Annotated in this window: 25 protein-coding genes; 11 read left to right on the forward strand and 14 right to left on the reverse strand. The window is 71.6% G+C overall.

From position 1 onward, the window contains the following. Positions 1 to 19: 19 nt before the first annotated feature. Positions 20 to 1564, reverse strand: a complete 1545-nt coding sequence (locus ACQPYE_RS32775) for an ABC transporter substrate-binding protein (protein ID WP_498716964.1) — start codon at positions 1562 to 1564, stop codon at positions 20 to 22. A gap of 29 nt (positions 1565 to 1593) precedes the next feature. Here ACQPYE_RS32775 and ACQPYE_RS32780 point away from each other — a divergent pair, with 29 nt between their 5' ends. Then, positions 1594 to 2373, forward strand: coding sequence for a carbon-nitrogen hydrolase family protein (locus ACQPYE_RS32780; protein WP_498716965.1), 780 nt, complete (start codon positions 1594 to 1596; stop codon positions 2371 to 2373). Positions 2374 to 2483: 110 nt separating this feature from the next. Next, a complete protein-coding gene (locus tag ACQPYE_RS32785; protein ID WP_498716966.1) occupies positions 2484 to 3386 on the forward strand; it encodes a DUF2382 domain-containing protein in 903 nt (300 codons plus the stop codon). A gap of 126 nt (positions 3387 to 3512) precedes the next feature. Here the strand turns inward: ACQPYE_RS32785 and nadC are convergent, their stop codons facing one another. Genes nadC through nadA form a run of 3 tightly spaced genes read right to left on the reverse strand, consistent with a single transcriptional unit; the run spans position 3513 to position 6978 of the window. Next, a complete protein-coding gene (nadC, locus tag ACQPYE_RS32790) occupies positions 3513 to 4343 on the reverse strand; it encodes a carboxylating nicotinate-nucleotide diphosphorylase (protein WP_498716967.1) in 831 nt (276 codons plus the stop codon). Next, entirely contained in the window at positions 4340 to 5962 is a 1623-nt protein-coding gene (locus ACQPYE_RS32795) for an L-aspartate oxidase (protein ID WP_498716968.1), read from the reverse strand. Before ACQPYE_RS32795 ends, nadC begins: the two co-directional genes overlap by 4 nt. Then, positions 5959 to 6978: a quinolinate synthase NadA gene (nadA, locus tag ACQPYE_RS32800; RefSeq protein WP_498716969.1), complete on the reverse strand. Its 1020-nt coding sequence runs from the start codon at positions 6976 to 6978 to the stop codon at positions 5959 to 5961. Before nadA ends, ACQPYE_RS32795 begins: the two co-directional genes overlap by 4 nt. Positions 6979 to 7042: 64 nt before the next feature. Here nadA and ACQPYE_RS32805 point away from each other — a divergent pair, with 64 nt between their 5' ends. The 6 genes from ACQPYE_RS32805 (at position 7043) to ACQPYE_RS32830 (ending at position 12841) form a co-directional block, all read left to right on the forward strand. Further along, complete coding sequence (locus ACQPYE_RS32805) at positions 7043 to 7732, forward strand: NUDIX hydrolase (protein ID WP_498716970.1); 690 nt, start codon at positions 7043 to 7045, stop codon at positions 7730 to 7732. Then, the gene (locus tag ACQPYE_RS32810) at positions 7729 to 8409 is read left to right on the forward strand and encodes an LON peptidase substrate-binding domain-containing protein (protein ID WP_498716971.1); all 681 of its coding nucleotides are present in this window, start codon (positions 7729 to 7731) and stop codon (positions 8407 to 8409) included. The genes ACQPYE_RS32805 and ACQPYE_RS32810 overlap by 4 nt, the downstream gene beginning before the upstream one ends. Positions 8410 to 8449: 40 nt before the next feature. Then, entirely contained in the window at positions 8450 to 9178 is a 729-nt protein-coding gene (aroD, locus tag ACQPYE_RS32815; protein WP_498723034.1) for a type I 3-dehydroquinate dehydratase, read from the forward strand. A gap of 134 nt (positions 9179 to 9312) precedes the next feature. Next, on the forward strand, positions 9313 to 10632 hold the full coding sequence (locus ACQPYE_RS32820) for a cation:proton antiporter (protein ID WP_498716972.1): 1320 nt from the start codon (positions 9313 to 9315) through the stop codon (positions 10630 to 10632). Between the two features lie 185 nt (positions 10633 to 10817). Continuing rightward, entirely contained in the window at positions 10818 to 12083 is a 1266-nt protein-coding gene (locus ACQPYE_RS32825) for an MFS transporter (RefSeq protein ID WP_498716973.1), read from the forward strand. Further along, on the forward strand, positions 12080 to 12841 hold the full coding sequence (locus ACQPYE_RS32830; protein ID WP_498716974.1) for a putative hydro-lyase: 762 nt from the start codon (positions 12080 to 12082) through the stop codon (positions 12839 to 12841). Before ACQPYE_RS32825 ends, ACQPYE_RS32830 begins: the two co-directional genes overlap by 4 nt. 37 nt (positions 12842 to 12878) lie before the next feature. Here ACQPYE_RS32830 and ACQPYE_RS32835 read toward each other — a convergent pair whose 3' ends face one another. From ACQPYE_RS32835 to bioD, 4 genes are all read right to left on the reverse strand, one after another. Then, positions 12879 to 13475: a DUF2567 domain-containing protein gene (locus tag ACQPYE_RS32835; RefSeq protein ID WP_498716975.1), complete on the reverse strand. Its 597-nt coding sequence runs from the start codon at positions 13473 to 13475 to the stop codon at positions 12879 to 12881. 40 nt (positions 13476 to 13515) lie between these two features. Beyond that, positions 13516 to 13725 carry a biotin synthase auxiliary protein BsaP gene (gene bsaP / locus ACQPYE_RS32840; protein WP_498716976.1) on the reverse strand — a complete coding sequence of 70 codons (210 nt, stop codon included), beginning with the start codon at positions 13723 to 13725 and terminating at the stop codon, positions 13516 to 13518. Beyond that, the gene (bioB, locus tag ACQPYE_RS32845; protein WP_498716977.1) at positions 13722 to 14738 is read right to left on the reverse strand and encodes a biotin synthase BioB; all 1017 of its coding nucleotides are present in this window, start codon (positions 14736 to 14738) and stop codon (positions 13722 to 13724) included. Before bioB ends, bsaP begins: the two co-directional genes overlap by 4 nt. 107 nt (positions 14739 to 14845) lie before the next feature. Further along, a complete protein-coding gene (gene bioD, locus ACQPYE_RS32850; RefSeq protein WP_498716978.1) occupies positions 14846 to 15562 on the reverse strand; it encodes a dethiobiotin synthase in 717 nt (238 codons plus the stop codon). Positions 15563 to 15622: 60 nt separating this feature from the next. Here bioD and ACQPYE_RS32855 point away from each other — a divergent pair, with 60 nt between their 5' ends. Together ACQPYE_RS32855 and ACQPYE_RS32860 are read left to right on the forward strand one after the other, a co-directional pair. Continuing rightward, a complete protein-coding gene (locus ACQPYE_RS32855; RefSeq protein WP_498716979.1) occupies positions 15623 to 15862 on the forward strand; it encodes a glutaredoxin family protein in 240 nt (79 codons plus the stop codon). A gap of 1 nt (position 15863) precedes the next feature. After that, positions 15864 to 16511, forward strand: coding sequence for a hypothetical protein (locus ACQPYE_RS32860; protein WP_498716980.1), 648 nt, complete (start codon positions 15864 to 15866; stop codon positions 16509 to 16511). Here the strand turns inward: ACQPYE_RS32860 and ACQPYE_RS32865 are convergent. The 3 genes from ACQPYE_RS32865 to dnaE form a co-directional block, all read right to left on the reverse strand. Then, a complete protein-coding gene (locus ACQPYE_RS32865; protein ID WP_498716981.1) occupies positions 16491 to 17759 on the reverse strand; it encodes an adenosylmethionine--8-amino-7-oxononanoate transaminase in 1269 nt (422 codons plus the stop codon). The genes ACQPYE_RS32860 and ACQPYE_RS32865 overlap by 21 nt on opposite strands. Then, positions 17746 to 18975 carry a cytochrome P450 family protein gene (locus ACQPYE_RS32870; RefSeq protein WP_498716982.1) on the reverse strand — a complete coding sequence of 410 codons (1230 nt, stop codon included), beginning with the start codon at positions 18973 to 18975 and terminating at the stop codon, positions 17746 to 17748. Before ACQPYE_RS32870 ends, ACQPYE_RS32865 begins: the two co-directional genes overlap by 14 nt. An 87-nt stretch (positions 18976 to 19062) precedes the next feature. After that, a complete protein-coding gene (gene dnaE / locus ACQPYE_RS32875) occupies positions 19063 to 22593 on the reverse strand; it encodes a DNA polymerase III subunit alpha (RefSeq protein ID WP_498716983.1) in 3531 nt (1176 codons plus the stop codon). A gap of 155 nt (positions 22594 to 22748) precedes the next feature. On the opposite strand from dnaE, the gene ACQPYE_RS32880 reads away from it, so the two are divergent. Continuing rightward, positions 22749 to 23660, forward strand: a complete 912-nt coding sequence (locus tag ACQPYE_RS32880; RefSeq protein WP_498716984.1) for an AsnC family protein — start codon at positions 22749 to 22751, stop codon at positions 23658 to 23660. A gap of 144 nt (positions 23661 to 23804) precedes the next feature. Here the strand turns inward: ACQPYE_RS32880 and ACQPYE_RS32885 are convergent, their stop codons facing one another. From ACQPYE_RS32885 to lspA, 3 genes are all read right to left on the reverse strand, one after another. Continuing rightward, positions 23805 to 25019: a multidrug effflux MFS transporter gene (locus ACQPYE_RS32885; RefSeq protein WP_498716985.1), complete on the reverse strand. Its 1215-nt coding sequence runs from the start codon at positions 25017 to 25019 to the stop codon at positions 23805 to 23807. Positions 25020 to 25128: 109 nt separating this feature from the next. Continuing rightward, positions 25129 to 26064, reverse strand: coding sequence for an RluA family pseudouridine synthase (locus tag ACQPYE_RS32890; protein WP_498716986.1), 936 nt, complete (start codon positions 26062 to 26064; stop codon positions 25129 to 25131). Next, the gene (gene lspA / locus ACQPYE_RS32895; protein WP_498716987.1) at positions 26061 to 26645 is read right to left on the reverse strand and encodes a signal peptidase II; all 585 of its coding nucleotides are present in this window, start codon (positions 26643 to 26645) and stop codon (positions 26061 to 26063) included. Before lspA ends, ACQPYE_RS32890 begins: the two co-directional genes overlap by 4 nt. Between the last annotated feature and the right edge of the window lie 22 nt (positions 26646 to 26667).

The following is a 26667-nucleotide window of genomic DNA, read 5'->3' on the forward strand; positions in this document are numbered from 1 at the left end:
GCGCGCGAGAAGACGAGGGCTAGCGGGGCGTCCACTTCTCCAGGTTCCACCACGGGCCCCACGACAAGGCGCCGTGCGCGTGCGGGTCCACGACCTCCTGGTAGCCGTTCCAGTTCTCCCGCACCACGTACGTGTGCCGCACGGACGCCAGCACCACCATGCCCGGCGCGGCCACGTAGGCACGCTGGAACTGCTTGTACGCCGCCGCGCGCTGCGCCGGGTCCAGCAACGTCCGCCCGGCGTCCAGGGCGGCGTCCACCTGCGGGTTCGAGTAGCCCCACGGGTTCGGGGCGCGCAGCGGCAGGTAGGTCATCAGGTCCGGGTCGAACGGCGTGCCGCCGCCGTGCAGCAGCGCGTCCACGCCCAGCCTCGGCGCGAGGGCCTCCCAGCTCAGCCCGGCCAGCTGCACGTCGACGCCGACCGCCTTGGCGTCCGCGGCGAACGCGGTGGCCAGGTCAGCGCGCACCACGTCGCCGATCGGGTACATCAGCGTGAACCGGGCGGCCACGCCCTCGCGCACGCGCACGCCGTCCGCGCCGCGCACCCAGCCCGCCTGGTCCAGCAGCAGCTCGGCCAGCGCCTTGTCGTAGGCGAACCGGGCGCCGGTCTCCACGAACTCCGGCAGCGTGTCCGGCACCGGCGTGCTCACCACCGCGCCCTGGCCGCCGAGCAGGTTGTCCACCATGCCCTTGCGGTTGACCGCGTGGTTCAACGCCATCCGGATCGCGCTGTCACCCGTCACGGGGCCACCCGGCAGCGTGACGGCACGCAGGTCGGCGCTGCGGTGCGTGATCAGCCTCATGCCGTTGGCCGCGCTGAACGACGTGGCCAGCCGGGGCGGCAGCTCCGTGCCGTCGAACTCGCCCGCCTGCATCCGCTGCGCCCGCGTGTTGTCGTCCGGCACGAACACCACGGTCAGCTTGCGGATCTCGGGCTCGCCGCCGAAGTAGGACGCGTTGGCCTCCAGCACCATCCGGTCGCCCTTGCGCCACTCCACCAGCTTGTAGGGGCCCGTGCCGACCGGTCGCACGTCGCGCAACGGCCCGCCGAGCGCCTCGCTGGGCAGGATGCCGAGCACCAGCGTGTGCGGGAACGCCGCCCACGGCCTGGCCAGCGTGAACCGGACCGTGCGCGGGTCCAGCTGCGCCACGCCGGACAGCTCGGCGAACGCGGTCCGCTCGGTCGAGCCGGACGCCGGGTCGAGCAGCGCCCGGTAGGTCGCCACCACGTCCTCGGGCCCGAACGACGTGCCGTCGGTGAACTCCACGCCCTCGCGCAGCGTCACGGTCCAGCTCAGGCCGTCGGCGGCGGGAGTGGGCGCGTCCGCCGCCAGTTGCGGCCGCACCGTGCCGTCCGCGCGGTGCTCCACCAGCCCGTCGTACAGCTTGGACACGCCCTCGCGGCCGTAACCGAGCAGCGGGTTCAGCGTGGTCGGCTCCAGCGGGTCCGCCAGCACGAGCGCGCTGTTGTCCGACGTGCCCTCGGCGCTCGGTGTCGTCGCTCCCGTGCACCCCGCAGCGGCGAGCAGGGCGACGACGACCAGCGGGGGAAGGAGGGAGCGCACGAGACCCGACACTACCTAGAGTGGGCCGCATGCGTGTCGCCCTCTGCCAGATCACCTCGTCCAGCGACCCGTCGGCCAACCTCGACCTGGTGCGCTCGGAGACCGCGCGCGCGGCGGCGGCCGGCGCCCGCGTGGTGGTGTTCCCGGAAGCCGCGATGTGCCGGTTCGGCGTGCCCCTCGGCCCGGTGGCCGAGCCGCTGGACGGCCCGTGGGCGAGCGCCGTGCGCGACGTCGCCGACGAGCACGGCGTGGTCGTCGTGGCGGGCATGTTCACACCGGCGCCGGACGGCCGGGTGGCGAACACCCTGCTGGTCACCGGCGGTGGGCACCACCTCGGCTACGACAAGATCCACTTGTTCGACGCGTTCGGGTTCACCGAGTCGCGCACGGTCGCCCCCGGCTCCGCGCCGGTGACCGTCGAGATCGACGGGGTCACGTTCGGGCTGGCGACCTGCTACGACGTGCGGTTCCCCGAGCTGTTCCGGGCGTTGGCGGACCGGGGCGCGACGGCCGTGCTCGTGTGCGCGTCGTGGGGCTCGGGGCCGGGCAAGCGCGACCAGTGGGAGCTGCTGGTGCGCGCGCGTGCGCTGGACTGCACCTCGTGGGTGCTGGCCTGCGGCCAGGCCGACCCGGGGGTCGACCACGGCGGCGCGCCCACCGGGGTCGGCCGCAGCACGGTCGCCTCGCCGTTGGGCGAGGTGGTCGAGCAGCTGGCCGGCGAGCCGGGGCTGATCCTGACCGAAGTGGACGCGGAGAGCGTCACGCGGGCGAGGGCTGCCTTGCCGGTCCTCGCGAACCGTCGACTCTGAATTTCTTTCGGAGGGTGTTGCCTCACACGAACGGGTGGCAGCCGACTAGGTGGCCCTTGGCGCCGGGAATCCCCTTTCGGGACTATCCGACACGCGAAGGGGACCCGGCCATGATCAACCAGGCCGAAGTGGACCGCTTGTACGACTGCGAAGTGATCGACGAGCACGGTGAGCGCATCGGCTCGGTCAAGCAGGTGTGGCTGGACGACCGGGACGGGCGGCCGATGTGGGCCTCGGTGCACACCGGCCTGTTCGGCCTCAAGGAGTCGTTCGTGCCGATCCAGGACGCGACCATGGGCAACGGCGTCGTCACCGTGCCCGTGGACAAGCAGCAGGTCAAGGACGCGCCCAGGATCGACGTGTCCGACCAGCACATGTCCGACCGGCAGCAGGACGAGCTGTACGAGTACTACGGCCTGATCCCGTCGCACCGCTCCGGCGACCACGACCGGCTGCCGAACCGCGGGCGCGCCGAGACCAAGCCCATGCCGGCCGCCGGCCACACGTCCGGCCTGAGCCGCGGCGAGATGCGCGGCGGCGGGATGCCCGGTGAGACCCGCCCCGAGGGACGCGGCACCGTGCGCGGCGAGACGGCGGCGGGCGAGGCGGCAGCCGGCAAGCGGGCCCGACACGAGACCCGCGCGGGCGAGTCGGTCACCCGCTACGAGGAGGACATCGACGTCGGCACCCGCGACGTCGAGGCCGGCCGCGTGCGCCTGGTCAAGCACACCGTGACCGAGCAGAAGGACGTGACGGTGCCGGTCACGCACGAAGAGGTCCGCGTGGTGCGGGAGCCCGCCGACGGCGCGCCGACCGACCGCGCGTTCGTGGACGAGGAGGCCGAGGTCACCCTCCGCCGGCAGGAGCCGGTGGTGGAGAAGAAGGCCAGGGCGGTGGAGAAGGTCCGGTTGGAGAAGCAGGCCGTGACCGAGCAGGAGCACGTCCGCGGCGACGTCCGCAAGGAACGGGTGGACGTGGAGCGCGACGACGAGACCAAGCGGCGCGACTCCTGATCGGGGCGTGCCCGCGCCTGTGCCCCGGGCGCGGGCACGTTCCCTGTCCGCTCCGCCGACCTGTCGGTCCGCCGACCTGTCCGCTCCGCCGATCCGTCGGTTCCGCCGACCTGCGGGTCCCGCCGGCTAGCGCAGGTCCAGCCCCAGGTCGAGGGCCGGCGCGGAGTGCGTGAGGCCGCCGACGGCCAGGTAGTCCACGCCGGTCTCGGCGTAGGCCCTGGCCACGTCGAGCGTGAGCCCGCCGGACGCCTCCAGCGCGACACCGCCCGCCCGGCGCACCGCCTCCGCGCACTCGGCGGCGGTGAAGTTGTCCAGCAGCACGAGTTCCGCGCCCTCGGCGACGGCCTCGTCCAGCTGGTCGAGCGAGTCGACCTCGACCTCGCACGCCAGGTGCGGCGCGTGTGCGCGCACGGCGGCCAGCGCCGCCCGCACCGAGCCCGCGGCCCGCACGTGGTTGTCCTTGATCAGCACCGCGTCGCCGAGGCCGAGGCGGTGGTTGACGCCGCCGCCGCACCGCACCGCGTACTTCTCCAGCAACCGCAGGCCCGGCAGGGTCTTGCGGGAGTCGCGCACGCGCGCCTTCGTGTCCGCGACCTCGTCCACCCACGCGGCGGTGAGCGTGGCCACGCCGGACAGGTGGCACAGCAGGTTCAACGCGGTGCGCTCGGCGGTGAGCAGGCCGCGCACCGGCCCGCGCAGCACCAGCGCGGGCTCGCCGGGCACGGCCTTGTCGCCGTCCCGCCGCTCCTCCAGCACCTCGACGTCCGTGACCTGCCGGAACACCTCCAGCGCCACCGGGATGCCCGCGAGCACACCGGCCGCGCGCGGCGTCAGCTCCGCCACGGCCACCGCGTCCGCGGGCACGGTCGCCTCGGTCGTCGCGTCCGCCCCGTACCGCAGGTCCTCCGCCAACGCCGTCGCGATCACGCGGCGCGCGTCGTCCAGGTCCAGGTTCATGCCACTCCCCTCGCCACTGCGGGATCGGCCAGCACCGGCTGGCCGGACGGGTTGAGCCGGACCACTTGGCCGCGCTGCCAGCGCGCGTCGTCCCGCTCGGTGTGATCGGTGCGCACGTGGCAGCCGCGCGACTCCTCGCGCTCCGCCGCCGCCGCGATCAACGCCCGTGCGGCCACCGTGAGCGCGGCGTCCTCCACGAGCTGCCGGCTGGTCAGCTCGCGATCCGCGGTGGACAGGTCGAGCACCGACCCGACCACGGCCAGGCCCTCGGCGTCACGGCCGATCGCCGCGTACCGGGACATCACCCGCTGCAACGAGTCCCGGTCGGCGACCGGCGCCGTCGGCAGCCGCGCCACGACCGACGCCGACGGGCGGGCCAGCACGCCGAGCGCCAGGTCCGCCGCGACCGCCTCGGCCGCGCGCGTGCCGACGACCAGACCTTCGAGCAGGCTGTTGGACGCCAACCGGTTCGCGCCGTGCAGCCCGGTGCGGGCCACCTCGCCCGCCGCGTACAGGCCGGTCACGCCGGTTCTTCCGTCCACATCGGACACCACGCCGCCGCACGCGAAGTGCGCCGCCGGAGCGACCGGGATCGGTTGGCCCGACGGGTCGATCCCCGCCGTGAGGCAGGCCGCGTGCACGGTCGGGAACCGGCGCGCGAAGTCGGAGATGCCCGTGGCGTCGAGGAACACGTGGTCGTCCACGCCGCCCGGGCTGCCCGCCATGTGCCGCGTGATCGCCGCGGCCACCACGTCGCGCGGCGCCAGGTCCTCCAGCGGGTGCACGCCGCGCATGACCCGCGCGCCGGTCGCGTCGACCAGCACCGCGCCCTCGCCGCGCACCGCCTCCGTGACCAGCGGGCAGCGGCCACGCGCGCCACGCCCGGTGTAGAGCACGGTGGGGTGGAACTGGACGAACTCGACGTCCGCCGCCACCGCGCCGGCCCGCAGCGCCAGCGCGAGGCCGTCACCGGTGGCCACCTCCGGGTTGGACGTGGCCTGGTAGAGCTGGCCGAGGCCGCCGCTGGCCAGCAGCACGGCGGGCGCGCCGAGCACGCCCGGCACGCCGTTGCCGTCCAGCACCAGCAGGCCGCTCACCTGGCCGAGCGGTGTGCGCACCGCGTCCACCGCGACGTGGTTCTCCAGCACCGGCACCCGACCGTCGGACGCCGCCGCCAACAACGCGCGCTCGACCTCCGCGCCGGTCGCGTCACCGCCCGCGTGCACCACCCGGAACGCGCTGTGCCCGCCCTCCCGCGTGCGGGCCAGCCCACCGGTCGGCGCGGCGTCGAACACCGCGCCCCGCTCGCGCAACCGCGCCACCGCGGCCGGCCCGCCGGCGATGATCGCCTCGACCGCGGCCTCGTCGCACAGCCCGGCGCCGGCGACCAGCGTGTCGCGCACGTGCGCCTCGACCGTGTCGCCCTCGTCGTGCTCGCCGGGCAGCACGACGGCCACGCCGCCCTGCGCCCACCGGGTGTTGCCGTCCTCGCCGGCGGCCTTCGTCACCACCAGGACCCGGAGCCCCAGCTCACGCGCGCGCAGCGCCGCCGTCAGACCGGCCACTCCCGTGCCGACGACCAAGAGGTCGGCGCGGGCCTCCCACAGCGGTGTGTTCATTCCCCGCCGCCGGGCTGCCCGATCTCGATCATGCGCTGCACCGCGCCCTTGGCGCGGCGGGCCGTCTCCAGGTCCACGTGCACCTCGTCCTTGCCCTCGCGCAGCCCGCGCAGCAGGGCGGCCGGGGTGATCATCTTCATGTACCGGCACGACGCCCGGTCGTTCACGGCGCGGAAGTCGATCTCCGGCGCGGCCCGGCGCAGCTGGTGCAGCATCCCGATCTCGGTGGCCACCAGCACCGTCTTCGCGCTGGTCCGCCGGGCGGCGGTGATCATGTCGCCGGTCGAGAGGATCTTCACCTTCTCCGCCGGGACGGTGCCCTCGCCCGCGAGGTAGAGCGCCGACGTGGCGCACCCGCACTCGGGGTGGATGAACAGGTCGGCGTCCGGGTTCGCCGCCGCGCGCTCGGCCAGCTCGGGGCCGTTGATGCCCGCGTGGACGTGGCACTCGCCGGCCCAGATGTGCAGGTTCTCCCGGCCGGTCTCGCGCTTGACGTGCGCGCCGAGGAACTGGTCCGGCAGGAACAGCACCTCGCGGTCGGCCGGGATCGACCTCACCACGTCCACCGCGTTCGACGAGGTGCAGCAGATGTCGGTCTCCGCCTTCACCTCGGCCGTGGTGTTGACGTAGGAGACGACGACCGCGCCGGGGTGCTCGGCCTTCCACTCGCGCAGCTGCTCGCCGGTGATCGAGTCGGCCAGCGAGCAGCCCGCCCGCTCGTCCGGGATCAGCACGGTCTTGTGCGGCGCGAGGATCTTGGCGGTCTCGGCCATGAAGTGCACGCCGCAGAACACGATGGTGGACGCGTCGCTCGCGGCCGCGATGCGGCTGAGCGCCAGCGAGTCGCCCGTGTGGTGGGCGATGTCCTGGATCTCGGGCAGCTGGTAGTTGTGCGCGAGGATGACCGCGTCCCGCCGGCGCGCCAGCTCCAGGACCTCGTCGCGCCACGCGCCGTCCGGGGCGATCCCGTCGTAGGCGCCGTCGGAGGTTCGCTCCACGTAGGCGGTGGCGACCATCGGTTCCTCCCTAGATCCAGGTTTTCGCCTAAGGGGCGAAAACGTGGCCGATAGTATCAGCCGAGTGGGACTGGCGGAACATGAAGTGCTGGCCGCGGTGCTCCAGGTGAGAGCCGGATCACTCCAGGTCATGCTGTGGGAACGCGCCCGCGAACCCCACGCGCACCGCTGGTCACTGCCTGGTGGCGGGCTCGGCGACGACGAGGACGTCGAGGGCTCGATCCGCCGTCAGCTGGCCGAGAAAGTCGACGTGCGACAGTTGTCACACGTGGAGCAGCTGGCCGTGTTCAGCAACCCCGCGCGGGTGCCCGGACCGCGGGTGGTGGCGACCGCGTTCCTCGGCCTGGTGCCGTCGCACATCGACCCCGTGGTGCCGGCGGACACGACGTGGCACCCGGTGGACGCGCTGCCCGCGACCGCGTTCGACCACGAGGCGATCTGCCGCCGCGCCCGCAACCGGCTCGCGTCGAAGCTGTCGTACACGAACCTGGGTTTCGCGCTGGCGCCGCCGGAGTTCACCATCTCCGCGCTGCGCTCGCTGTACTCGGCGGCCCTGGGGTACAAGGTGTCGGCGACCAACCTGCAACGCGTGCTGTCGCGGCGGGGGCTGCTGGAGCCGACCGGCGGCACCGTGCAGCCCGGTCCGGCCGGTGGCAGGCCGGCGGCGCTGTTCCGGTTCGTGTCGGGGGAAATGCGGATCACGGACCCGTTCGCCGTGCTGCGGCCACCGTCCACCCGTAGCTTGGGCTCGTGACGACGACCCTCCCGCTGTTCCCGCTGGGCACCGTGCTGCTGCCCGGGGCGTCGCTGCCGCTGCACGTGTTCGAGCCGCGGTACCGGCAGTTGACCGTGGACCTGGTGACGGGCGCGGTGCCGGAGCGGACGTTCGGCGTGGTGTCGATCAAGCAGGGGTGGGAGGTCGGCGCGGAGAACGTCGAGGCGCTGTCCGACATCGGGTGCACGGCGGTGCTGCAGGAGGCGCGGCGGCTGCCGGACGGGCGGTTCGACCTGACCACGACGGGCGGCCGGCGGTTCCGGCTGATCGAAGTGGACGAGGACAGCGCGCCGTACCTGGTCGCGTCGGTGCAGTGGCTGCCGGACACCGCCGCGCCGCCGGAGGTCGAGGCCGTGCTGCCGCTGCTGGCGGAGAGCGCGCGGGCGGCGCACGGCCGGTACCGGCAGGCGGCGTACCAGAGCGTGGGACGTCGGCCGCCCGGTCCGGACACGGCGCCGGCCGACCTGGCGTACGCGTTGGCCGGCGACTGCCTGCTGACGTTCGAAGACCGGCAGCGGCTGCTGGAGGAGACCTCGCCCGCCCGGCGGCTGCGACTGGTGCGGAAAGTGCTGCACCGCGAGGCGGGCATTCTGGACGCGTTGGGCGCGGTGCCCGCGCCGTTGTCGGAATTGGGCCAACTACCTCATCGCAACTGACCGGTCAAGCCGGCGGTGTACCATGCCGCGAGTGAACCGGATGCGTGCGCTGCTCGGCCTCGACCTCCCGTTGATCGCGGTCAGCTTCGCCGACGACGACAGTGCGCGGGCGGCGGCGGAAGCGCGTTCCCTCGGGGTCGACGTGGCCGAATTGCGCATCGACCGGTTCGCCCGGACCGAGGTGGCGCACGTGCTCGGACAAGTGCGCGCGTTCGAGGGGCTGCCCGTGCTGGCGACCGTGCGCTCGGCGGCCGAGGGCGGCGGGTGGAGCGGCGGCGAGGAGGCCCGGCTCGCACTGTTCCGCGAGGTCGCGCCGCTGGTGGACGCCGTGGACGTGGAGCTGTCGTCGGAAGGGGTCGTGGCGGACGTGATCGCCGCCGCGCACGCGCACGACGCGTTGGCGATCGTGTCGTACCACAATTTCGACCGCACCCCCGATATCCGCGAGCTCGACGCGATCGCACGTGCCGCGAAAGAAGCCGGCGCGGATATCGTGAAGATTTCCACGATGGCGAACAGCGGTGCCGACGTGAAGACGTTGGCGTCGTTGTTGGTGAATTCCGGGGACGACTCGGAAATGATCGTGATCGCCATGGGCGAGATCGGCACCGCGTCCCGCGTCTTCTTCCCCGCGCTCGGTTCGCGGGTGACCTACACGTTCCTCGGCCACCAGCCCACGTCGGGCCAACTGGACTACGCCGAAACGTCCCGGCTCATCCGGCGGTTCTACCCGGGGTACGGCCGGCACAAGGGCGCCGTGACCGCCTGAAAGCCCACTACAGCGCGCTGACCCGCGGTTGACGCTCCGCTGAGCGATACGGCGTTCCGAACGTGCGCGCTCTTCCCCTCGCCGAGGTCGGCCGATTACCTCTTCCAGGACAGCCACTGCCTGGAGGAGTGCTCATGTTCCTGGCCGCCGCACCACCGAGCCCCATCGGCGCCCACCCGATGCTGGTGTTCCTGCTCCAGCTCACCGTCCTGCTCGGCGTGGCGTTCGCGCTGGGCAAGGTGGCGACCCGGTTCACGATGCCGGCCGTGGTCGGCGAGCTGGCCGCGGGCGTGATCCTCGGCCCCTCGCTGCTCGCGCACGTCGTGCCGCCCCTGTCGGCCTGGCTGTTCCCGGCCGACGCCGAGCAGATCCACCTGCTCGACGCGGTCGGCCAACTCGGCGTGCTGCTGCTGGTCGGCTTCACCGGCATGCACATCGACATGAAGCTGGTGCGCAGCAAGGGCAGGACCGCGATCTACGTCAGCCTCGGCGGTCTGCTCATCCCCCTCGCCCTGGGTGTCGGCGTCGGCATGGTGCTGCCCTCGGCACTGCTGTCCGGGGGCAAGGGCGACCTGGTGTTCGCGCTGTTCCTCGGCGTGGCGATGTGCGTGAGCGCCATCCCGGTGATCGCCAAGACCCTGGTCGAGCTCAAGATCCTGCACCGCAACATCGGCCAGCTGACCATCGGCGCGGCGGCCGTGGACGACATCGTGGGCTGGTCGCTGCTGTCCGTGGTGTCCGCGATGGCCACCACCGGCCTGCGCGCCGGGAACATCGCCCTGACCATCGGCAGCCTGGTCGCCGTGCTGGCGCTGACCTACCTGGTCGGCCGCCCGGTCGTGCGGGCGGGCCTGACGCTGGCGAACAAGTCCTCCGACCCGGCGGTGACGATCGCGATCGTGGTCGTGATGCTGCTGGCGTGCGCCGCGGGCACCCACGCCCTGGGCTTGGAGCCGATCTTCGGCACGTTCCTGTGCGGCATCCTGATCAGCACGTCGGGCATCCTCGACCGGACGAAGATCGCGCCGCTGCGGACGTTCGTGATGGGCGTCCTCGCGCCGATCTTCTTCGCCACGGCCGGCCTGCGGATGGACCTGACGCTGCTCGCCGAACCCGAGGTGCTGCTGTCGGCGGCGGTGGTGCTGGTCATCGCGATCGTGGGCAAGTTCGTCGGCGCGTACCTGGGCGCGCGACTGGGCAAGCTCAACCACTGGGAGGGCCTGGCCCTGGGCGCGGGGCTGAACGCGCGCGGCGTGATCGAGGTGATCGTGGCGATGGTGGGCCTGCGCCTGGGCGTGCTCACCACCGCCGGCTACACGATCATCGTGCTCGTCGCGGTCGTGACCTCGTTGATGGCCCCGCCGATGCTGCGCTACGCCGTGAAGCGGATCGAGACCACCGACGACGAGCGCGAGCGGGAGAAGCTGTACGCGGCCTCGTCGCAGCCCGGCTGAACCACACCACCACGACGGGGGCTCGCCATCGCGGCGGGCCCCCGTCGTCGTGCACGGGGTGCGGCACCACTCCCACCCCCGGAAGGGTGACGTGTTGATTCGTCCTATTGCCCCCTAGTGGGATTGTTCAACAATCCTCTACCGTGTGGGCCACGACACACCCTCACGGCTGCGAGGTGACCCTCATGAGCACCCCCGACCTGGACACCACCAAGGACGCCCGAGGTCCGTTCGCCTGGTTCCACACCCTGGGCCGCAACGGCAAGCGCGCCTTCGTCGGCGCGTTCGGCGGCTACGGACTGGACGCCTACGACTTCCAGGTGCTGCCCCTGAGCCTGTTCGCCATCACCGCCTACTTCGGCCTCACCACGGGCGAAGCGGGCCTGCTCACCACCGTCACCCTGGTCGTCTCCGCCGTCGGCGGCGCGGTCGCGGGCATCCTCGCGGACCGCATCGGCCGCGTCCGCACCCTGATGATCACGGTCGTCACCTACGCCGTCTTCACGGTCCTGTGCGGCTTCGCGACCAGCTACGAGATGCTGCTCGTCTTCCGCGCCCTGCAAGGCCTGGGCTTCGGCGGCGAGTGGGCGGCGGGCGCGATCCTCGTCGCCGAGTACTGCAAGCCGCGGTACCGGGGCCGCACCGTCGCGTTCATCCAGAGCTCGTGGGCCGTCGGCTGGGGCTTGAGCGTCCTCGTCTGCACCACGGTGTTCAGCTTCCTGCCGCAGGACATCGCCTGGCGCGTGCTGTTCTGGACCGGTGCGCTCCCGGCCGTCCTGATCTTCTACGTGCGCCGCAACGTCAAGGACGCGCCCCGGGTCGAGCGGACGTTGCAGACCAGCTCGGTCAAGGGCAGCGTCAAGGCCGTCTTCCGGGGCGGGCTCGGCCGCACCACGCTGTTCGCCTCGCTGCTCGCCACCGGCGTCCAGGGCGGCTACTACACCCTGGCCGGCTGGGTGCCGACGTTCCTCAGGACCGAACGCGGCCTCGGCGTCGTCGGCACCGGCGGCTACCTGGCCCTGCTCATCAGCGGCGCGTTCGCGGGCTACGTCACCGGCGGCTACCTGACCGACCGGCTCGGCCGCAAGCGGACGTTCACCCTGTTCGCCGTGCTCAGCGCGCTCCTCATCGTGCTGTTCACCAACATCCCGGCCGGCGCGAACGGCGTGATCCTGCTGCTCACGTTCCCGCTCGGGTTCACCACCTCGGCGATCTTCAGCGGCTTCGGCTCCTACCTGGCCGAGCTGTACCCGACCGAGCTGCGCGGCACCGGGCAGGGCTTCACCTACAACTTCGGCCGCGGGGTGGGCGCGTTCTTCCCCGCCCTGGTGGGTTTCCTGGCCGGCGGCATGGGCGTCGGCGGCGCGATGATCTTCGGCGCGGTCGCCTACGGCATCGCCGTGCTCGCCCTGCTCGGCCTCCCCGAGACGAACGGAGTCGAACTGCGATGACGACGATGACACCGGAGCAGGTGCGCCGGCTCCACCGGGGTCCGACGGCCGGGCTCGCCGACGGCTACGCGCAGGCCAACCTCATCGCGGTCCCCGAGGACTGGGCCTACGACGTGCTGCTGTTCACCCAGCGCAACCCCAGGCCGTGCCCGGTCCTCGACGTCACCGACAAGGGCGGCACCACGACGTTCCTCGCGGGCAACGCCGACCTGATGCGCGACGTGCCCCGCTACCGGATCTGGGAGCACGGCGAGCTGGTCGACGAGCCGACCGACGCCTCCGGCCACTGGCGCGACGACCTGGTCGCGTTCCTCATCGGGTGCAGCTTCACGTTCGAGTCGGCGCTCAAGCAGGCCGACGTCCCGCTGCGGCACGTCGAGCAGGGGCGCAACGTGCCGATGTACGTGACCGACCGCGAGTGCCGCCCGGCGGGCCGCCTGCACGGGCCGGTGGTCGTGTCGATGCGCTACGTGCCCGCCGACCTGGTCGACACCGCGAAGCGGGTCACCGCCCGGATGCCCGCCGTCCACGGCGCGCCGGTGCACGTGGGCGACCCGGGCGCGCTCGGCATCGCCGACCTCGACCAGCCGGACTTCGGCGACCGCACCGAGCCGCACGAGGGCGACGTGCCGGTGTTCTGGGCGTGCGGCGTGACGCCGCAGGCGGCGGTGATGGCGTCGAAACCGCCGTTCGCGATCACCCACGCGCCGGGGCACATGTTCGTCACCGACGTGCCCGACCTGGCCTACCAGCTCTGACCGGGCCGTCGCGGCCCCAGCCGGTTCCAGCCGGGTGCTAGCCGAGTCGACGGCCGAGGTCGTCCAGACCGTTCCACGCGGCCAGGCAGCCGTACGCCAGCGCCGTGCCCAAGGGCCACGCCAGCAAGCCCCACCACGTCTCCAGCACCGGGGCCAGGGCGATCACGTCACCCACCGAGGGCGCGGCGTCGACGGCGTACCGGCTGCCCGCCGAGCCGATCCCGGTCAGCTGCGCCAGGTAGGCCGCCACGACCGCGCCGAGCGTGGCCGCGAGCATCACCACCGGGCCGCGGCGCTCCCGCAGCAGCCACACCGCGATGCCCGTGATCAGCCCGGCGCCCAACCCGATCAGCACGAACAGCATCAGCCCGTCGAGCCGGTGGTAGCTCTCGCCGGTCACCGGGATCAGCGACCCGTCCTGCTGCGCCACCACGTTCTGCGGCGGCGCGAGCCTCGCCCACAACCACCCGGCGGGCAGCCCGAACAGCGAGATCACGGACAGCACGGAGAACGCGGGCAGCAGGTCGCGCTTCACCACGACCCGCGGCCGCTGCACCACGTAGTAGTACTCGAACGCCGGCGCGGGTGGCACCCGAACGGGCGTCGCCCGCTCGTCCACCGGTTGCTCCGCCACCCGACGACCTCCCTGCACCCGTGACCAGATGCAGGGCAGGTTACCGCGCGGAGGTGATCTCGCCGTGACGGCTGCACGCGGCCGTCCACCCGGCGGGCGTCACCTGCACGACCATCCGCCGCGCGCACTCCGCGCAGAACCGCGGCGGATCGATCACGCCCAGCCGCGACGCGCACGCGGAGTGGTCCGCCTCCGCGCTCGCCTTGCCGCAAAATCCGCAGTACGCCACCACACCCGGTCCACTCGTCACAGGGTCTTGCTCAGTTCCTTGATCGGCATGGACAGCTCGGTCAGCATGTCGAGGTCCTGCTGGGCCGGCCGGCCGAGGTTGGTCAGGTAGTTGCCGACGATGATCGCGTTGACGCCGCCGAGCATCCCCTGCTTGGCGCCGAGGTCGCCGAAGGTCAGCTCACGGCCGCCGGCGAAGCGCAGGATCGTGCGCGGCAGGGCGAGCCGGAACGCGCCGACGGTCCGCAGCGCCTCGGGGCCCTCGACCACCGGGTAGTTCTCGTACGGGGTGCCGGGGTTGGGGATCAGGAAGTTCAGCGGCACCTCGTCGGGCTCCAGCTCCGCCAGCTGCACGGCGAACTCCGCGCGCTGCTCCAGCGTCTCGCCCATGCCGATGATGCCGCCGCAGCAGACCTCCATGCCCGCCGTGCGGATCATCTTCAGCGTGTCCCAGCGCTCCTCCCACGAGTGCGTGGTGACCACGTTCGGGAAGTGCGAGCGGGCCGTCTCCAGGTTGTGGTTGTAGCGGTGGACGCCCATGTCCACCAGCTCGTCCACCTGCTCCTGGGTGAGCATGCCGAGCGAGCACGCGATCTGGATGTCGTTGCCGTCCTCGCGGATGGCCTTGATGCCGTCGCGCACCTGCGACAGCAGCCGCTTGTCCGGACCGCGCACGGCGGCGACGATGCAGAACTCGGACGCGCCGGTCTCGGCGGTCTGCCGGGCGGCCCGCACCAGGCCGGGGACGTCCAGCCAGGCCGAGCGCACCGGCGAGGGGAACTGGCCGGACTGCGAGCAGAAGTGGCAGTCCTCGGGGCAGCCGCCGGTCTTGAGCGACACGATCCCCTCGACCTCGACCTCCGGGCCGCACCAGCGCATCCGCACCGCGTGCGCCAGCTCCAGCAGCTCCGGGATGCGCTCGTCGGGCAGTCGGAGGACGTCGAGCACCTGTTCCTCGGTGAGCCCGACGCCCTGCTCCAGCACCTGCTCGCGGGCAACGCCGAGGACATCGACCTGTTCAGGGGCTGCGGTCACGACTTCTCCTCGTCAACTCCGGCGGTGGTCCGCCGTGCAGTCTGCCGCACGGGACCCGACCCGCCCCAGCGACGTGCGTCACTGGTTCGGTCAACCACGGGCGGAGGTCAGCAGGTGTGCGGCGCGGCGAACTTCTCCGGGTCGAACGTACCGCCGAACCACGGCGACAGGCCTTCCCCGGCCCGCTCCAGGAACTCCGACCGCCCCAGCGCCGCCATGCCGTCGGGCAGCACGCCGAGCAGCGGCGCGCCCGCGGCCTCGGGCAGGTCGACCAGGTTGGTGCGGGTGGCCAGGTCGGGCGCGGCGGGCCAGCGGCCCACCACCACGCCGACGGACTCCAAGCCGCGGCGCAGGAGGGCCTCGGCGGTCAGCGCGGTCATGTTCAACGTGCCCAGGCCCGGGTGCGCGACGATGAGCACCGGCGCGTTGAGCGCCCACGCCGCGTCGGCGATCGTCGAGCCCGCGTCGTCGAACCGGACCAGCAGCCCGCCCGCGCCCTCCACCAGCACCAGGTCGTGCGTCTCGTCCAGGGCCACGGCCGCCGAGGCGACCTCGCTGGGGTGCAGCGTCGGCTGCCCCGACCGGCGCGCGGCCGTGGCGGGCGCCAGCGGTTCCGGATATCGGCGCAGCTCACGGGTGGTGACGGAGCCGGCGAGGCGGGTCACCTCGGCCAGGTCCCCCGGCTCGCCGTCGGCGACACCGGTCTGCGCGGGCTTGAGCACGGCGACCCGCCGACCTTCGGCCGCGGCCAGGGCCGCCAGAGCGGCGACGACCACGGTCTTGCCGACCTCGGTGCCCGTGCCGGTGATCACGAGGACGCTCACGGCGACTCACCTTAGGCCTATACGGAGCGTTGCGGTCCTCCGCGTTCTACAGTCACCGCTATGAGTGAGATCGTTCTCTACGGGGCGAACTGGTGCGGCGACTGCCGGCGGGCCAAGGCATGGCTGCGGGAGCACGAAGTGCCGTTCACGGACGTCGACGTCGAGCAGGACGACGCGGCCCGTGACCGCGCGATCGAGCTGGCCGGCGGGCGCAAGAACATCCCGGTCATCGCGCTGCCGGACGGCCGGGTCCTGGTCGAGCCGACCGACACCGAACTCGCCGCCGCGGTGAACCACTGAGGTGGGCAAGGCCAACAGGCGCAAGCGGCGCCAGCGGGAGGCCCAGTCCAAGCGGGGCGAGGTCTGGGCCCAGCAGGAGGTGGCCCGCCGCCAGGCGCGGCGGACCGCCACCCGGAAGCCACCCACCTGGGTCGACCGGGTGCCCCCGTGGGGGTGGGTCGGGATCTGCGTGGGTGGTCTCGTCGGCGTGGTCCTCGGGCACTACCTGCTGTGGGTCTGGGTGATCCCGCGGGTCGGGGACGTGGTCGGCCGGGTCCCGGTGGTGTCGACCGTGGTGGGCTGGTTGTTCGCCGGTGGCGCTTTCGTCGCGACCGGGGTGGCCGTGGTGAACGACAAGACCGCGCGCGACACCACGCGCCGACGACTCCGGATGACCGCGTACGCGTGGGGCGGGATCGCGGTCCTCTGCCTGCCCATCGGCTGGGCGGAAGACGTCTACCTGCCGACGGACTACTGGGCGGGCGTGTTCGCGGGCGCCTACGGCCTGTTGGTCTCGCTGGTGGCGTTCCCGGTGATGGTGCTGCTCTGGTGGCTGCTGTCGCTGGTGGTGAAGCCGTTGCGCGACAAGCCGGCCCAGTCCGTCGGGTGGGCGTTCATCGGCTACGGCGTGCTGCTGCTGGTCTGGGGCTCAACCCTGCTGCGCCAGTGACGCCCCGGCCGCGGCGACGACGGCCGCGGCGATCGTCGCCACGTCGTCGTCCGTGCTGATGAACGGCGGCATGGTGTAGATCAGGTCCCGGAACGGCCGCAACCACACTCCGTGGTCGACCGCCGCGGCGGTGGCGGCGGCCATGTCCACCTGGTGGTCCAGCTGCACGACGCCGATCGCGCCGAGCACCCGCACGTCACCGGGCGCGTCCGCGAGGCCCGCCCGCAGCCCGGCCTCGATCCGCCCCACCGACGACCGCCAGTCCTGCGCCAGCAGCAGGTCGGTCGACGCCAGCGCCACCGCCGAGGCCAGCGGGTTGCCCATGAACGTCGGTCCGTGGGCCAGCACCGGCACGTCGCCGCGCGAGATGCCGTCCGCGACCCGTGACGTGCACAGGGTCGCGGCCATCGACAGGTAGCCGCCGGTCAGCGCCTTGCCCAGGCACATGATGTCCGGGCTGATCCCCGCGTGGTCGGCGGCGAACAGCTCGCCGGTGCGGCCGAAGCCGGTGGCGATCTCGTCGAAGATCAGCAGCACGTCGTGGGCCAGCGTCAGCTCGCGCAGCACGTGCAGGTAGCGCGGGTCGTGGAAGCGCATCCCGCCCGCGCCCTGCACCACCGGCTCCACGATCACCGCGGCCAGCTCACCGGCGTGCGCCTCGACGAGGTCCGCCAGCTCCTGGACGTACGCGGTCTCCAGGTCGCGCGGCGGCGCGGACGCGAACACCTGCTCCGGCAGCACGCCCCGCCACAGCGAGTGCATCCCGCCCTCCGGGTCGCACACCGACATCGGCTGGAACGTGTCGCCGTGGTACCCGCCGCGCCACGTCAGCAGCCGCCGCTTCTCGGGCCGGCCCCGGGAGCGCCAGTGCTGCACCGCCATCTTGATCGCGACCTCGACCGACACCGACCCCGAGTCGCACAGGAACACGTGCCGCAACGGCTCGGGCGTGATCTCCACCAACCGCGCGGACAGCGCCACCGCGGGCTCGTGGGTCAGGCCGCCGAACATGACGTGGCTCATCCGGCCGAGCTGGTCGCGCACCGCCGCGTCGAGCACGGGGTGCCGGTAGCCGTGGATCGCGGCCCACCACGACGACATGCCGTCGACCAGCTCGCGCCCGTCGTCCAGCCGGAGCCGGACACCCTCCGCCGAGGAGACGACCAGCGGCTCGCGGGTGCCCGGCATCGGGCCGTACGGGTGCCAGACGTGCGCTTGGTCCAGCTTCAGCAGCTCATCGCGCTCCACGAGGGGTCAGGCTAACCGGCAGCGACCGGAGGCCGCGGATGAGCGTGCCCTCCCGCCAGCGCAGCTCCTCCGGCTCGGCGGTCAGCGCCACGTCGAACCGGTCCAGCAGCGCCCCGATCGCGATCTCGCCCTCCATCCGGGCCAGCGGCGCGCCCAGGCAGTAGTGGATGCCGTGGCCGAACGCGAGGTGCCCGGCGGCCTGCCGGGTGATGTCGAGCCGGTCCGGGTCCGGGAACCTGGAGGCGTCCCGGTTGCCGCCCGACAGCGACACCACCACGAGGTTGTCCTTCGGGATGACCACGTCGCCCAGTTCCACGTCGTCGTTGGTGTAGCGGAACGTGGCCTGGTTGACCGGGCTCTCGAAGCGCAGCACCTCCTCCACCGCGCCGGGCAGCAGCGAGCGGTCGGCCCGCAGCTTCGCCAGCTGCTCCGGGTCGCGCAGCAGGTGGTACACGCCGTTGGCGATCAGGTTGACCGTCGTCTCGTGGCCCGCCACCAGCAGCAGGAACGCCATGGCGATCAGTTCCATCGGGTCGAGCCGGTCGCCCTCGTCGTCGGCCTGCACGAGGGCCGAGAAGAAGTCGTCGCCGGGGTTCGTCCGCTTGTGCTCGACCAGCTTCGCCAGGTAGCCCGCCATCTGGGCGCCGGCCTGCTGGAGCTGCTCCGGCTCGCCGTTGCCGGCCACCAGCACGTTGGACCACACGCGGAACTCGTCGCGCTCGTCCATCGGCACGTCGAGCATCTCGCAGATCACCGTGATGGGCAGCGGGAACGCCAGCGCGTCCACCAGGTCGACGTCGCCCTTCTCCCCCGCCTCGTCCAGCAGCCGGTCGGTGATCTCCTGGATGCGCGGTCGCAGCTGCTCCACCCGCCGGGCGGTGAACGCCTTGGTGACGAGCTTGCGCAGCCGGGTGTGGTGCGGCGGGTCCATGTTCAGCATGTGCTGCACCAGGGACTCGTCGAACTTGGGCGCGTCGCCCCCGTCGACCCGGTTGAGCTCCATCACCTCCGGGAACCGCTCCCAGTGCTTGCTGAAGCGCGGGTCGGCCAGTGCCGACCGCGCCTCCTCGTACCGGGTGACCAGCCACGCCTTCGTGCCGCGCGGAAGCACGATCTCGCTCGCCGCGGCTTGCTCGCGCAACCGCGCGTGGAAGCTGTGCGGATCGGCGAAGTAGTCCTCGCCGAGCACGTCGAGACCGGCGATCTTCTCCCCCAAAGGGATCCCCTCCTCGTTTGAGTAAACCCTGTTCACTCAACGATCCGAGATTCCCTCTTGTCCCCGATTGCGGACCTTGTCACCCGATCAGCCCAAGCACCCCGGTCCGAGTAGAGCCTTCAAATCACCCATGAGGGATGGGGTGGGAGTAACCCGAAGGGCGTCGTCCAGCTTGAGCAACGTGTTGCGGCTGCTGTTGATGACCAGGTTCAGGTGCACCTCGGTGGTGCCGGGGTGCGCGGAGAGGACCTCCTTGAGCGACGTCACCAGCTTCGGGTCGCAGCGCGACGCCGCCACCTTCAGCCTCAACGCCTGCGCGCCCAGCTCCGACAGGTCCGGCACGACCAGGTCGTTGGCGATCAGCGAGATCCGGTCCTCCCTCTTGGCCACCCGCGCCTTGACCAGCACGATCGCGTCCTCGGCCACCGACATGCCGTGCACCGTGTAGCTCTTGGGGAAGAACAGCACCTCGATGCCGCCGGCGAGGTCCTCCAGCATCGCCGACGCCCACGGCTCGCCGTTCTTGTTCACCCGGCGGGTGACCGTCGCGAGGATGCCGCCCAGCGTGACCTGCGTGCCGTCCGGCACGTCGCCTTCCAGGATGCGCGGGATCGTGGTGTCCGAGTAGGAGCTCAGCACCTGCTCCACGCCGTTGAGCGGGTGGCCGGACACGTACAGGCCCAGCATCTCCCGCTCCAGCGTGAGCTGGTGCTTGGACTCCCAGTGCTCGTCGGGGATCTTGACGTCGAACACGCTCGTGCCGTCGTCACCGCCGCCGTCGCCGAACAGGTCGAACTGGCCGCGCGCCTCTTCCTTCTTCGTCAGCATGATCGCGTCGACCGCCTCGACGTGCACCATGTGCAGGCCCTTGCGCGGGTGGCCGAGCGAGTCGAACGCGCCCGCCTTGATCAGCGACTCGACGACCTTCTTGTTGCACGCCTGCACGTCGACCTTGCGCAGGAAGTCGGAGAAGTCGGCGAACTTCCCCTTCTCCTTGCGGGTCTTGATGATGGCGTCGACCACGTTCGCGCCGACGTTGCGGATCGCGCCGAGGCCGAACCGGATGTCGTTGCCGACCGCGACGAACTCGCGCTCGGACTCGTTGACGTCCGGCGGCAGCACGGTGATGCCCATCCGCCGGCACTCGGCCAGGTAGATGGCCGACTTGTCCTTGTTGTCCGAGTTCGTGGTGAGCAGCGCGGCCATGTACTCGCCGGGGTAGTTGGCCTTGAGGTAGGCCGTCCAGTACGCGATCAGGCCGTACGCGGCGGAGTGCGCCTTGTTGAACGCGTAGTCCGCGAACGGGACCAGGATGTCCCACAGCGTCTTGATCGCCTCGGGCGAGTAGCCGTTGGCCACCATGCCCGCCTCGAAGCCCTCGTACTCCTTGTCGAGGATCTCCTTCTTCTTCTTGCCCATCGCGCGGCGGAGCAGGTCCGCCTGGGCCAGCGAGTAGCCCGCCACCTTCCGCGCGATGGCCATGACCTGCTCCTGGTACACGATCAGGCCGTACGTCGTGTCCAGGATCTCGGCCAGCGGCTCGCGCAGCTCCTCGTGGATCGGCACGATCTCCTGCTGCTTGTTCTTGCGCAGCGCGTAGTTCGTGTGCGAGTTCGCGCCCATCGGGCCCGGCCGGTACAGCGCGATGACGGCCGAGACGTCCTCGAAGTTGTCGGGGCGCATCAGGCGCAGCAGGTCGCGCAGGGCGCCACCGTCGAGCTGGAACACGCCCAGGGTGTCGCCGCGGCCCAGCAGCTCGTAGGTCTTGCGGTCGTCGAGGGAGACCGTGGTGATGTCGACGTCGCCCTTGCCGTTGAGCGCGATGTTCTTCAGCGCGTCGTCGATCGTGGTCAGGTTGCTCAGGCCGAGGAAGTCCATCTTCAGCAGGCCGAGCGTCTCGCACGTCGGGTAGTCGAACTGGGTGATGATCGACCCGTCCTGCGGGCGCATCCAGACCGGGATGTGGTCGGTCAGCGGCTCCGCGGACATGATCACCGCGCAGGCGTGCACGCCCGCGTTGCGGATCAGGCCCTCCAGCCCGCGGCCGGTGTCGATGATCTCCTTGACCTGCGGGTCCGTGTCGTACAGCGCGCGCACCTCGGCGGCCTCGGAGTACCGCTTGTGCGCCGGGTCGAAGACGCCGGACAGCGGGATGTCCTTGCCCATCACCGGTGGCGGCATGGCCTTGGAGATGCGGTCGGCCACCGCGTAGCCCGGCTGCCCGTACAGCACGCGGGCCGAGTCCTTGATCGCGGCCTTCGCCTTGATCGTGCCGAACGTGATCACCTGGGCGACCTTGTCGACGCCCCACTTCTCGGTGACGTACCGGATCACGTCGCCGCGCCGGCGCTCGTCGAAGTCGATGTCGATGTCGGGCGGGCTGACGCGGTCGGGGTTCAGGAACCGCTCGAAGATCAGGCCGTGCGCCAGCGGGTCGAGGTCGGTGATGCCCATCGCGTACGCGATCAGCGCGCCCGCGGCGGAACCGCGGCCGGGACCGACGCGGATGCCGTTGGCCTTGGCCCAGTTGATGAAGTCGGCGACCACCAGGAAGTACGACGGGAAGCCCATCTGGAGGATCACGTCGATCTCGAACTCGACCTGCTTGCGGTGGACCTCGTCCACGCCCTCCGGGAACCGGCGGCGCATGCCCTCCCAGACCTCGTCGCGGAAGTAGTCCGCCTCGGTCTTGCCCTCGGGGGTGGGGTAGCGCGGCATCAGGTTCTGGAAGGCGAACATGCCGGTGGTGTCGACCTTCTCGGCCACCAGCAGGGTGTTGCGGCACCCCTCCTGCCAGGCGTCGGAGGAGTCGATCGCGCGCATCTCGTCCGGCGACTTCAGGTGGTAGCCCGTGCCGTCGAACTTGAACCGGTTCGGGTCCGCGAGCGTCTTGCCGGTCTGCACGCACAGCAGCGCCGCGTGCGCGTCGCGGTCCTCGGAGTAGGTGTAGTGCGAGTCGTTGGTCACCACGAACGGGATGCTGAGCTTCTTGGCGATGTCCAGCAGCCCGCCCCGGACCCGGCTCTCGATCTCGATGCCGTGGTCCATCAGCTCGACGAAGAAGTTGTCCGCGCCGTAGATGTCGCGCCACTTCGCGGCGGCCTCCAGGGCCTCCTTCTCGTGGCCGAGGCGGAGCCTGGTCTGCACCTCGCCGGAGGGGCAGCCGGTCGTCGCCATCAGGCCCGCCGAGTGCTCGGCGATCAGCTCGACGTCCATCCGGGGCCACTTGCCCAGCTGGCCCTCGGTGGAGGCGCGGCTGGACATCTTCATCAGGTTGTGCAGGCCCTCGTTGTTCCGGGCCCAGATCGTCTGGTGGGTGTACGCGCCGCTGGCGGAGACGTCGTCGGACTTCTGGCCGGGGTCGCCCCACAGCACGCGCTTCTTGTTGAAGCGGGACTCCGGGGCCAGGTACGCCTCGATGCCGATCACCGGCTTGACGCCGGCGGCGGTCGCCTGCCGGTAGAAGTCGTACGCGCCGTACATGTTGCCGTGGTCGGTGATCGCGGCGGCGGGCATGCCCATCCGCTCGCACTCGGCGAACATGTCCTTCAGCTTCGCCGCACCGTCGAGCATCGAGTACTCGGTGTGCACGTGGAGGTGCACAAACGAGTCGGACACCCAAACCCCCCTGAAGATCGCAGCGGGCCCGGGACGGAGCGCGGGCGAGACGTCGGCGAGCCTATCCCCAAAACTCTCCGTGGTCGGGACAAGGGGTCTGCGTGTCGTGCGGGTCGATGGCGCGCGGATGTCCGCAGACGGGTAGCGTTCGAGGTGTGGTAGCGCCGGACCCCGTCGACGCCCGTCTCCTGGCCATGATCGCCGAGATGGGCCGTGCCGCCGTGCACGAGGTCGCCGCGCGGCTGGGCATGGACCCGCGGGAGGCCGCCACCCGGTTGATCACGTTGTCCGGCAGCGGGTTGCCGCTGCTCGTCGGCGTGGAGTGCGACCCGAACGGCATCCGCAAGGCACTGGCCAACAGCGTGGCGTGGGGCAACTACTCGGGGCCCGGCGGCCAGGCCGCGCGCGGCACGCCGAGTGGGCCGTACCCACCCGCGCCGGGCACGGTGCAGGGCACGCCGTCCGGCCCCTACCCCGGCTACCCCGGCCCGCAGGGTCCGCCGAGCGCGCCGTTCCCGGCGCAGCCGCAGACCGGGCCTCAGCCCGTGGCGTCCGGTCCGGTGCGCGTGCCCGAGCCGGTCAGCACCTGGGGCGTGCCCGGCACGTCCGGCTGGGCGCGCGGCGACCAGGCCCCCGCGCCGCGCTCGCGCACCGGCAAGATCGGCAGCTCGCTGGAGACCGAGGGCCTGGAGGGCGCCCGGTTCACCATCCAGCTGGTCGAGGTGGTCGACCCGGCGGACTTCCTGTTCACCGCGGCCGGGTACAAGCTGGCCGTCGGCGAGCGCGCCGTGGTCGTGCACACGGAGCTGGCGAACATCGGCCAGGTGCCGTTCAACGCCCTGCCCGACATGTACCTCGTGCTGATGACGAACAAGGGTGAGACGGTCGGCAAGGCGCCGGTCTCGCTGTCGTCCCGCCCGCCGCACAAGATCGGCGTGCAGCCGGGTGAGACGGCCGGCGGCCACACCGTCTACGTGCTGCCCGAGGACACCGTGATCTTCTCGGTGCGCTGGAGCTCGCGCCCCGAGACGGACCTGAACACCCTCGTCTGGACCATCGACGACTAACCCGAGAGTCCTACGTCCACAGCGCGAGAGTCCTACGTCCACGCACCCCGAGTTCAACGCTCACGACGAGCGGTCGTGCCGTGAGCGTTGAACTCGGGTGTCACGAACGCAGGACTCTCGCGTGCTGAACGTAGGACTCTCGGGTCAGGCGGGGGTGGTGGAGGGTTCGGGGTCGCGGGTGATGCCGACGTCGCCCCTGGTCATGGTGGCGAACAGGAGCACCGCCAGCAGCGTCGCGCCGGCCATCACGGTAACCATCGGCAGCACGCTCGCCGAACCGCCCGCGCCGACCAGCGGCGCCATCAGGCCACCGACCATGAACGTCGTCACGCCCAGCACGGCCGACGCGCTGCCCGCCGCCTCCGGGTGCCGCGCCATCGCCAGCGAACCGGCGTTCGGCATGAGCAGGCCCACGCTCATCGTCAGCACGAACAGCGGCGGCAGGAACGTCGCCAGCCCACCGCCGACGAGCCCGCCGACCAGCAACCCGACCCCGCCGACCGCGGCGCCCGCCAACCCGATCTTGAGCAGCGGACGCGGCATGATCCGGCCGGTCAACCTGGTGTTGAGCAGGCCGGCCAGCACGATCGCCACCGAGTTCGCGCCGAACACCAGGCTGAACTGCTGCGGGCTCAACCCGTACACGCCCTGGAGCACGAACGACGCGCCCGCGACGTAACCGAACAGCGAGCCGAGCGCCAGCGCCGAAGCCAGCGCGTAGCCGACGAACTTGCGGTCGGCCAGCAGCCCGCCGAACACCTTGATCGTGAGCAGCAGGTTCGCCGGCCGCCGCTTGTTCTGCGGCAACGTCTCCGGCAGCCCGACGGCCAGGGCGATCAGCAGGGCCAACCCGATCAACGCGAGCGCGATGAACGTGCCGCGCCAGCTGGTGAACCGCAGCAGCTGACCGCCGAGCACCGGAGCCACCACCGGCCCCAGGCTGTTGACCAGCATCATCAGCGACATGAACCGCGCCATCGCGAGACCCTCGAACCGGTCGCGCGCCACCGCCATCGCCACCACGAACCCGGCCGCCACGCCGAGCCCCTGCAACAGCCGCAGGCCGGAGAGCGCGAACGCGCTGGGCGCCACCGCGCAGAACAGCGAGATCACGACGTAGCTGCCGATCCCGAACAGCAGCGGACGCCGCCTGCCCCACGAGTCGGACAGCGGACCCACCAGCAGCTGCCCGACCGACAGGCCGAGGATGAACGTGGTCAGCGACAGCTGGATCTGCGACTCGGTCGAGCCGAACTCCGCGGCGATGCTCGGGAACGCGGGCAGGTACGTGTCGATCGAGAGCGGTCCGAGCAGGCACAGGGTGCCCAGCAGCGCCACCAGTCGGGACCTGTTGTCCATCGCAACCCCTCACAGGCTCGTCTGGCAAAAGCTTCGCAAGCCGAACGATCGGAGGAAAGCGATATGTCCCACGTCACGCGCCAGGCGCAAGTGTTTCGCCCCGGACGGCTCAGTAACCCTCTGCGCGCAGTAGTTCCAGCGCGGCCGTGAGGTCTTCGGGGTACTCGCTGGTGAACGACACCCACTGGCCGTCGGCCGGGTGGTGGAAGCCGAGCGTGCGGGCGTGCAGCCACTGCCGCGTGACGCCGAGGCGCTTGGCCAGCACCGGGTCCGCGCCGTAGGTGATGTCACCGACGCATGGGTGCCGCAACGCGGAGAAGTGCACCCGGATCTGGTGCGTGCGGCCGGTCTCCAGGTGCACGTCGAGCAGCGACGCGGCGCGGAACGCCTCCACCACCTCGTAGTGCGTGATGCTCGGCTTGCCGTTGGCCATCACGGCGAACTTGTAGTCGTGCTTGGGGTGCCGGTCGATCGGCGCGTCGATGGTGCCCTTGATCGGGTCCGGGTGGCCCTGCACGAGCGCGTGGTAGAGCTTGTCGACCGTGCGCTCCTTGAACGCGTGCTTCAACGCCGAGTAGGCGTGCTCGCTCTTGGCCACGACCATGACGCCGGTCGTGCCGACGTCCAGCCGGTGCACGACGCCCTGCCGCTCGGCCGCGCCCGACGTGGCGATCCGGATGCCCGCCGCGGCCAGGCCGCCGACGACGGTCGGACCGGTCCAGCCGGGGCTGGGGTGCACGGCCACGCCGACCGGCTTGTCGACCACGATCACGTCGTCGTCCTCGTGCAGGACGATCAGGCCCTCCACGGGCACGGCCTGCACCTGCACCGGGCGTTCGGGCTCGGGGAGGGTGACCTCCAGCACGGAGCCCGCGACCAGGCGGTCCGACTTGCCGGCGGGCTGCCCGTCGAGCACGACGTCACCCGATTCGGTCAACGCGACCACCACGGTGCGAGACAGGCCGAGGAGCTTGGCCAGACCTGCGTCGACCCTCATCCCGTCCAAGCCCTCGGGCACGGGAAGGGTTCGGTAGTCGCCGCTCATGCGCCAGCCTTCTTCTCAGTGGACTTCTTCTCCACGCGGGTGCCGTCGTAGTCGCGCTGGAGCAACGCCATCAGCACGATCACGCCACCGCCCACGCAGATGGCGGAGTCCGCGAGGTTGAACACGGGGAAGAAGTTGCCCCACGGGTCGAGCACCGAGATGAAGTCGACCACGCCGCCGCGCAGCGGGCCGGGGGCGCGGAAGATCCGGTCGGTCAGGTTGCCCATCGCGCCGCCGAGGACGAGGCCGAGGCCGATGGCCCAGCCGACCGACCGCAGCCGGCGGGCGATCCACAGGATGAACACGACCACACCGGCCGCGATCAGGGCGAGGATCACCGTCCAGCCCTCGGCCAGGCCGAACGCGGCGCCGGTGTTGCGGATCAGCGGCAGGTACAGCAGGCCGCCGAGCAGCTCGACGGGGTCGCGCCCCTCCAGGTTCTCCACCGCGATGATCTTGCTGACCAGGTCGAGCGCCAACACCAGCGGCGCGATGACGGCCAGCAGCAGGACCCGTCGCTTCGGCAGCGGTGCGTCCGGCTCGTCCGGCGTGTCCGGCTCGGTGTTGGGATCGGTGCTCACCGGGCCATTGTCCAGCATCGGA

Source organism: Actinosynnema sp. CA-299493, assembly GCF_050946825.1.
Classification (GTDB): domain Bacteria; phylum Actinomycetota; class Actinomycetes; order Mycobacteriales; family Pseudonocardiaceae; genus Actinosynnema.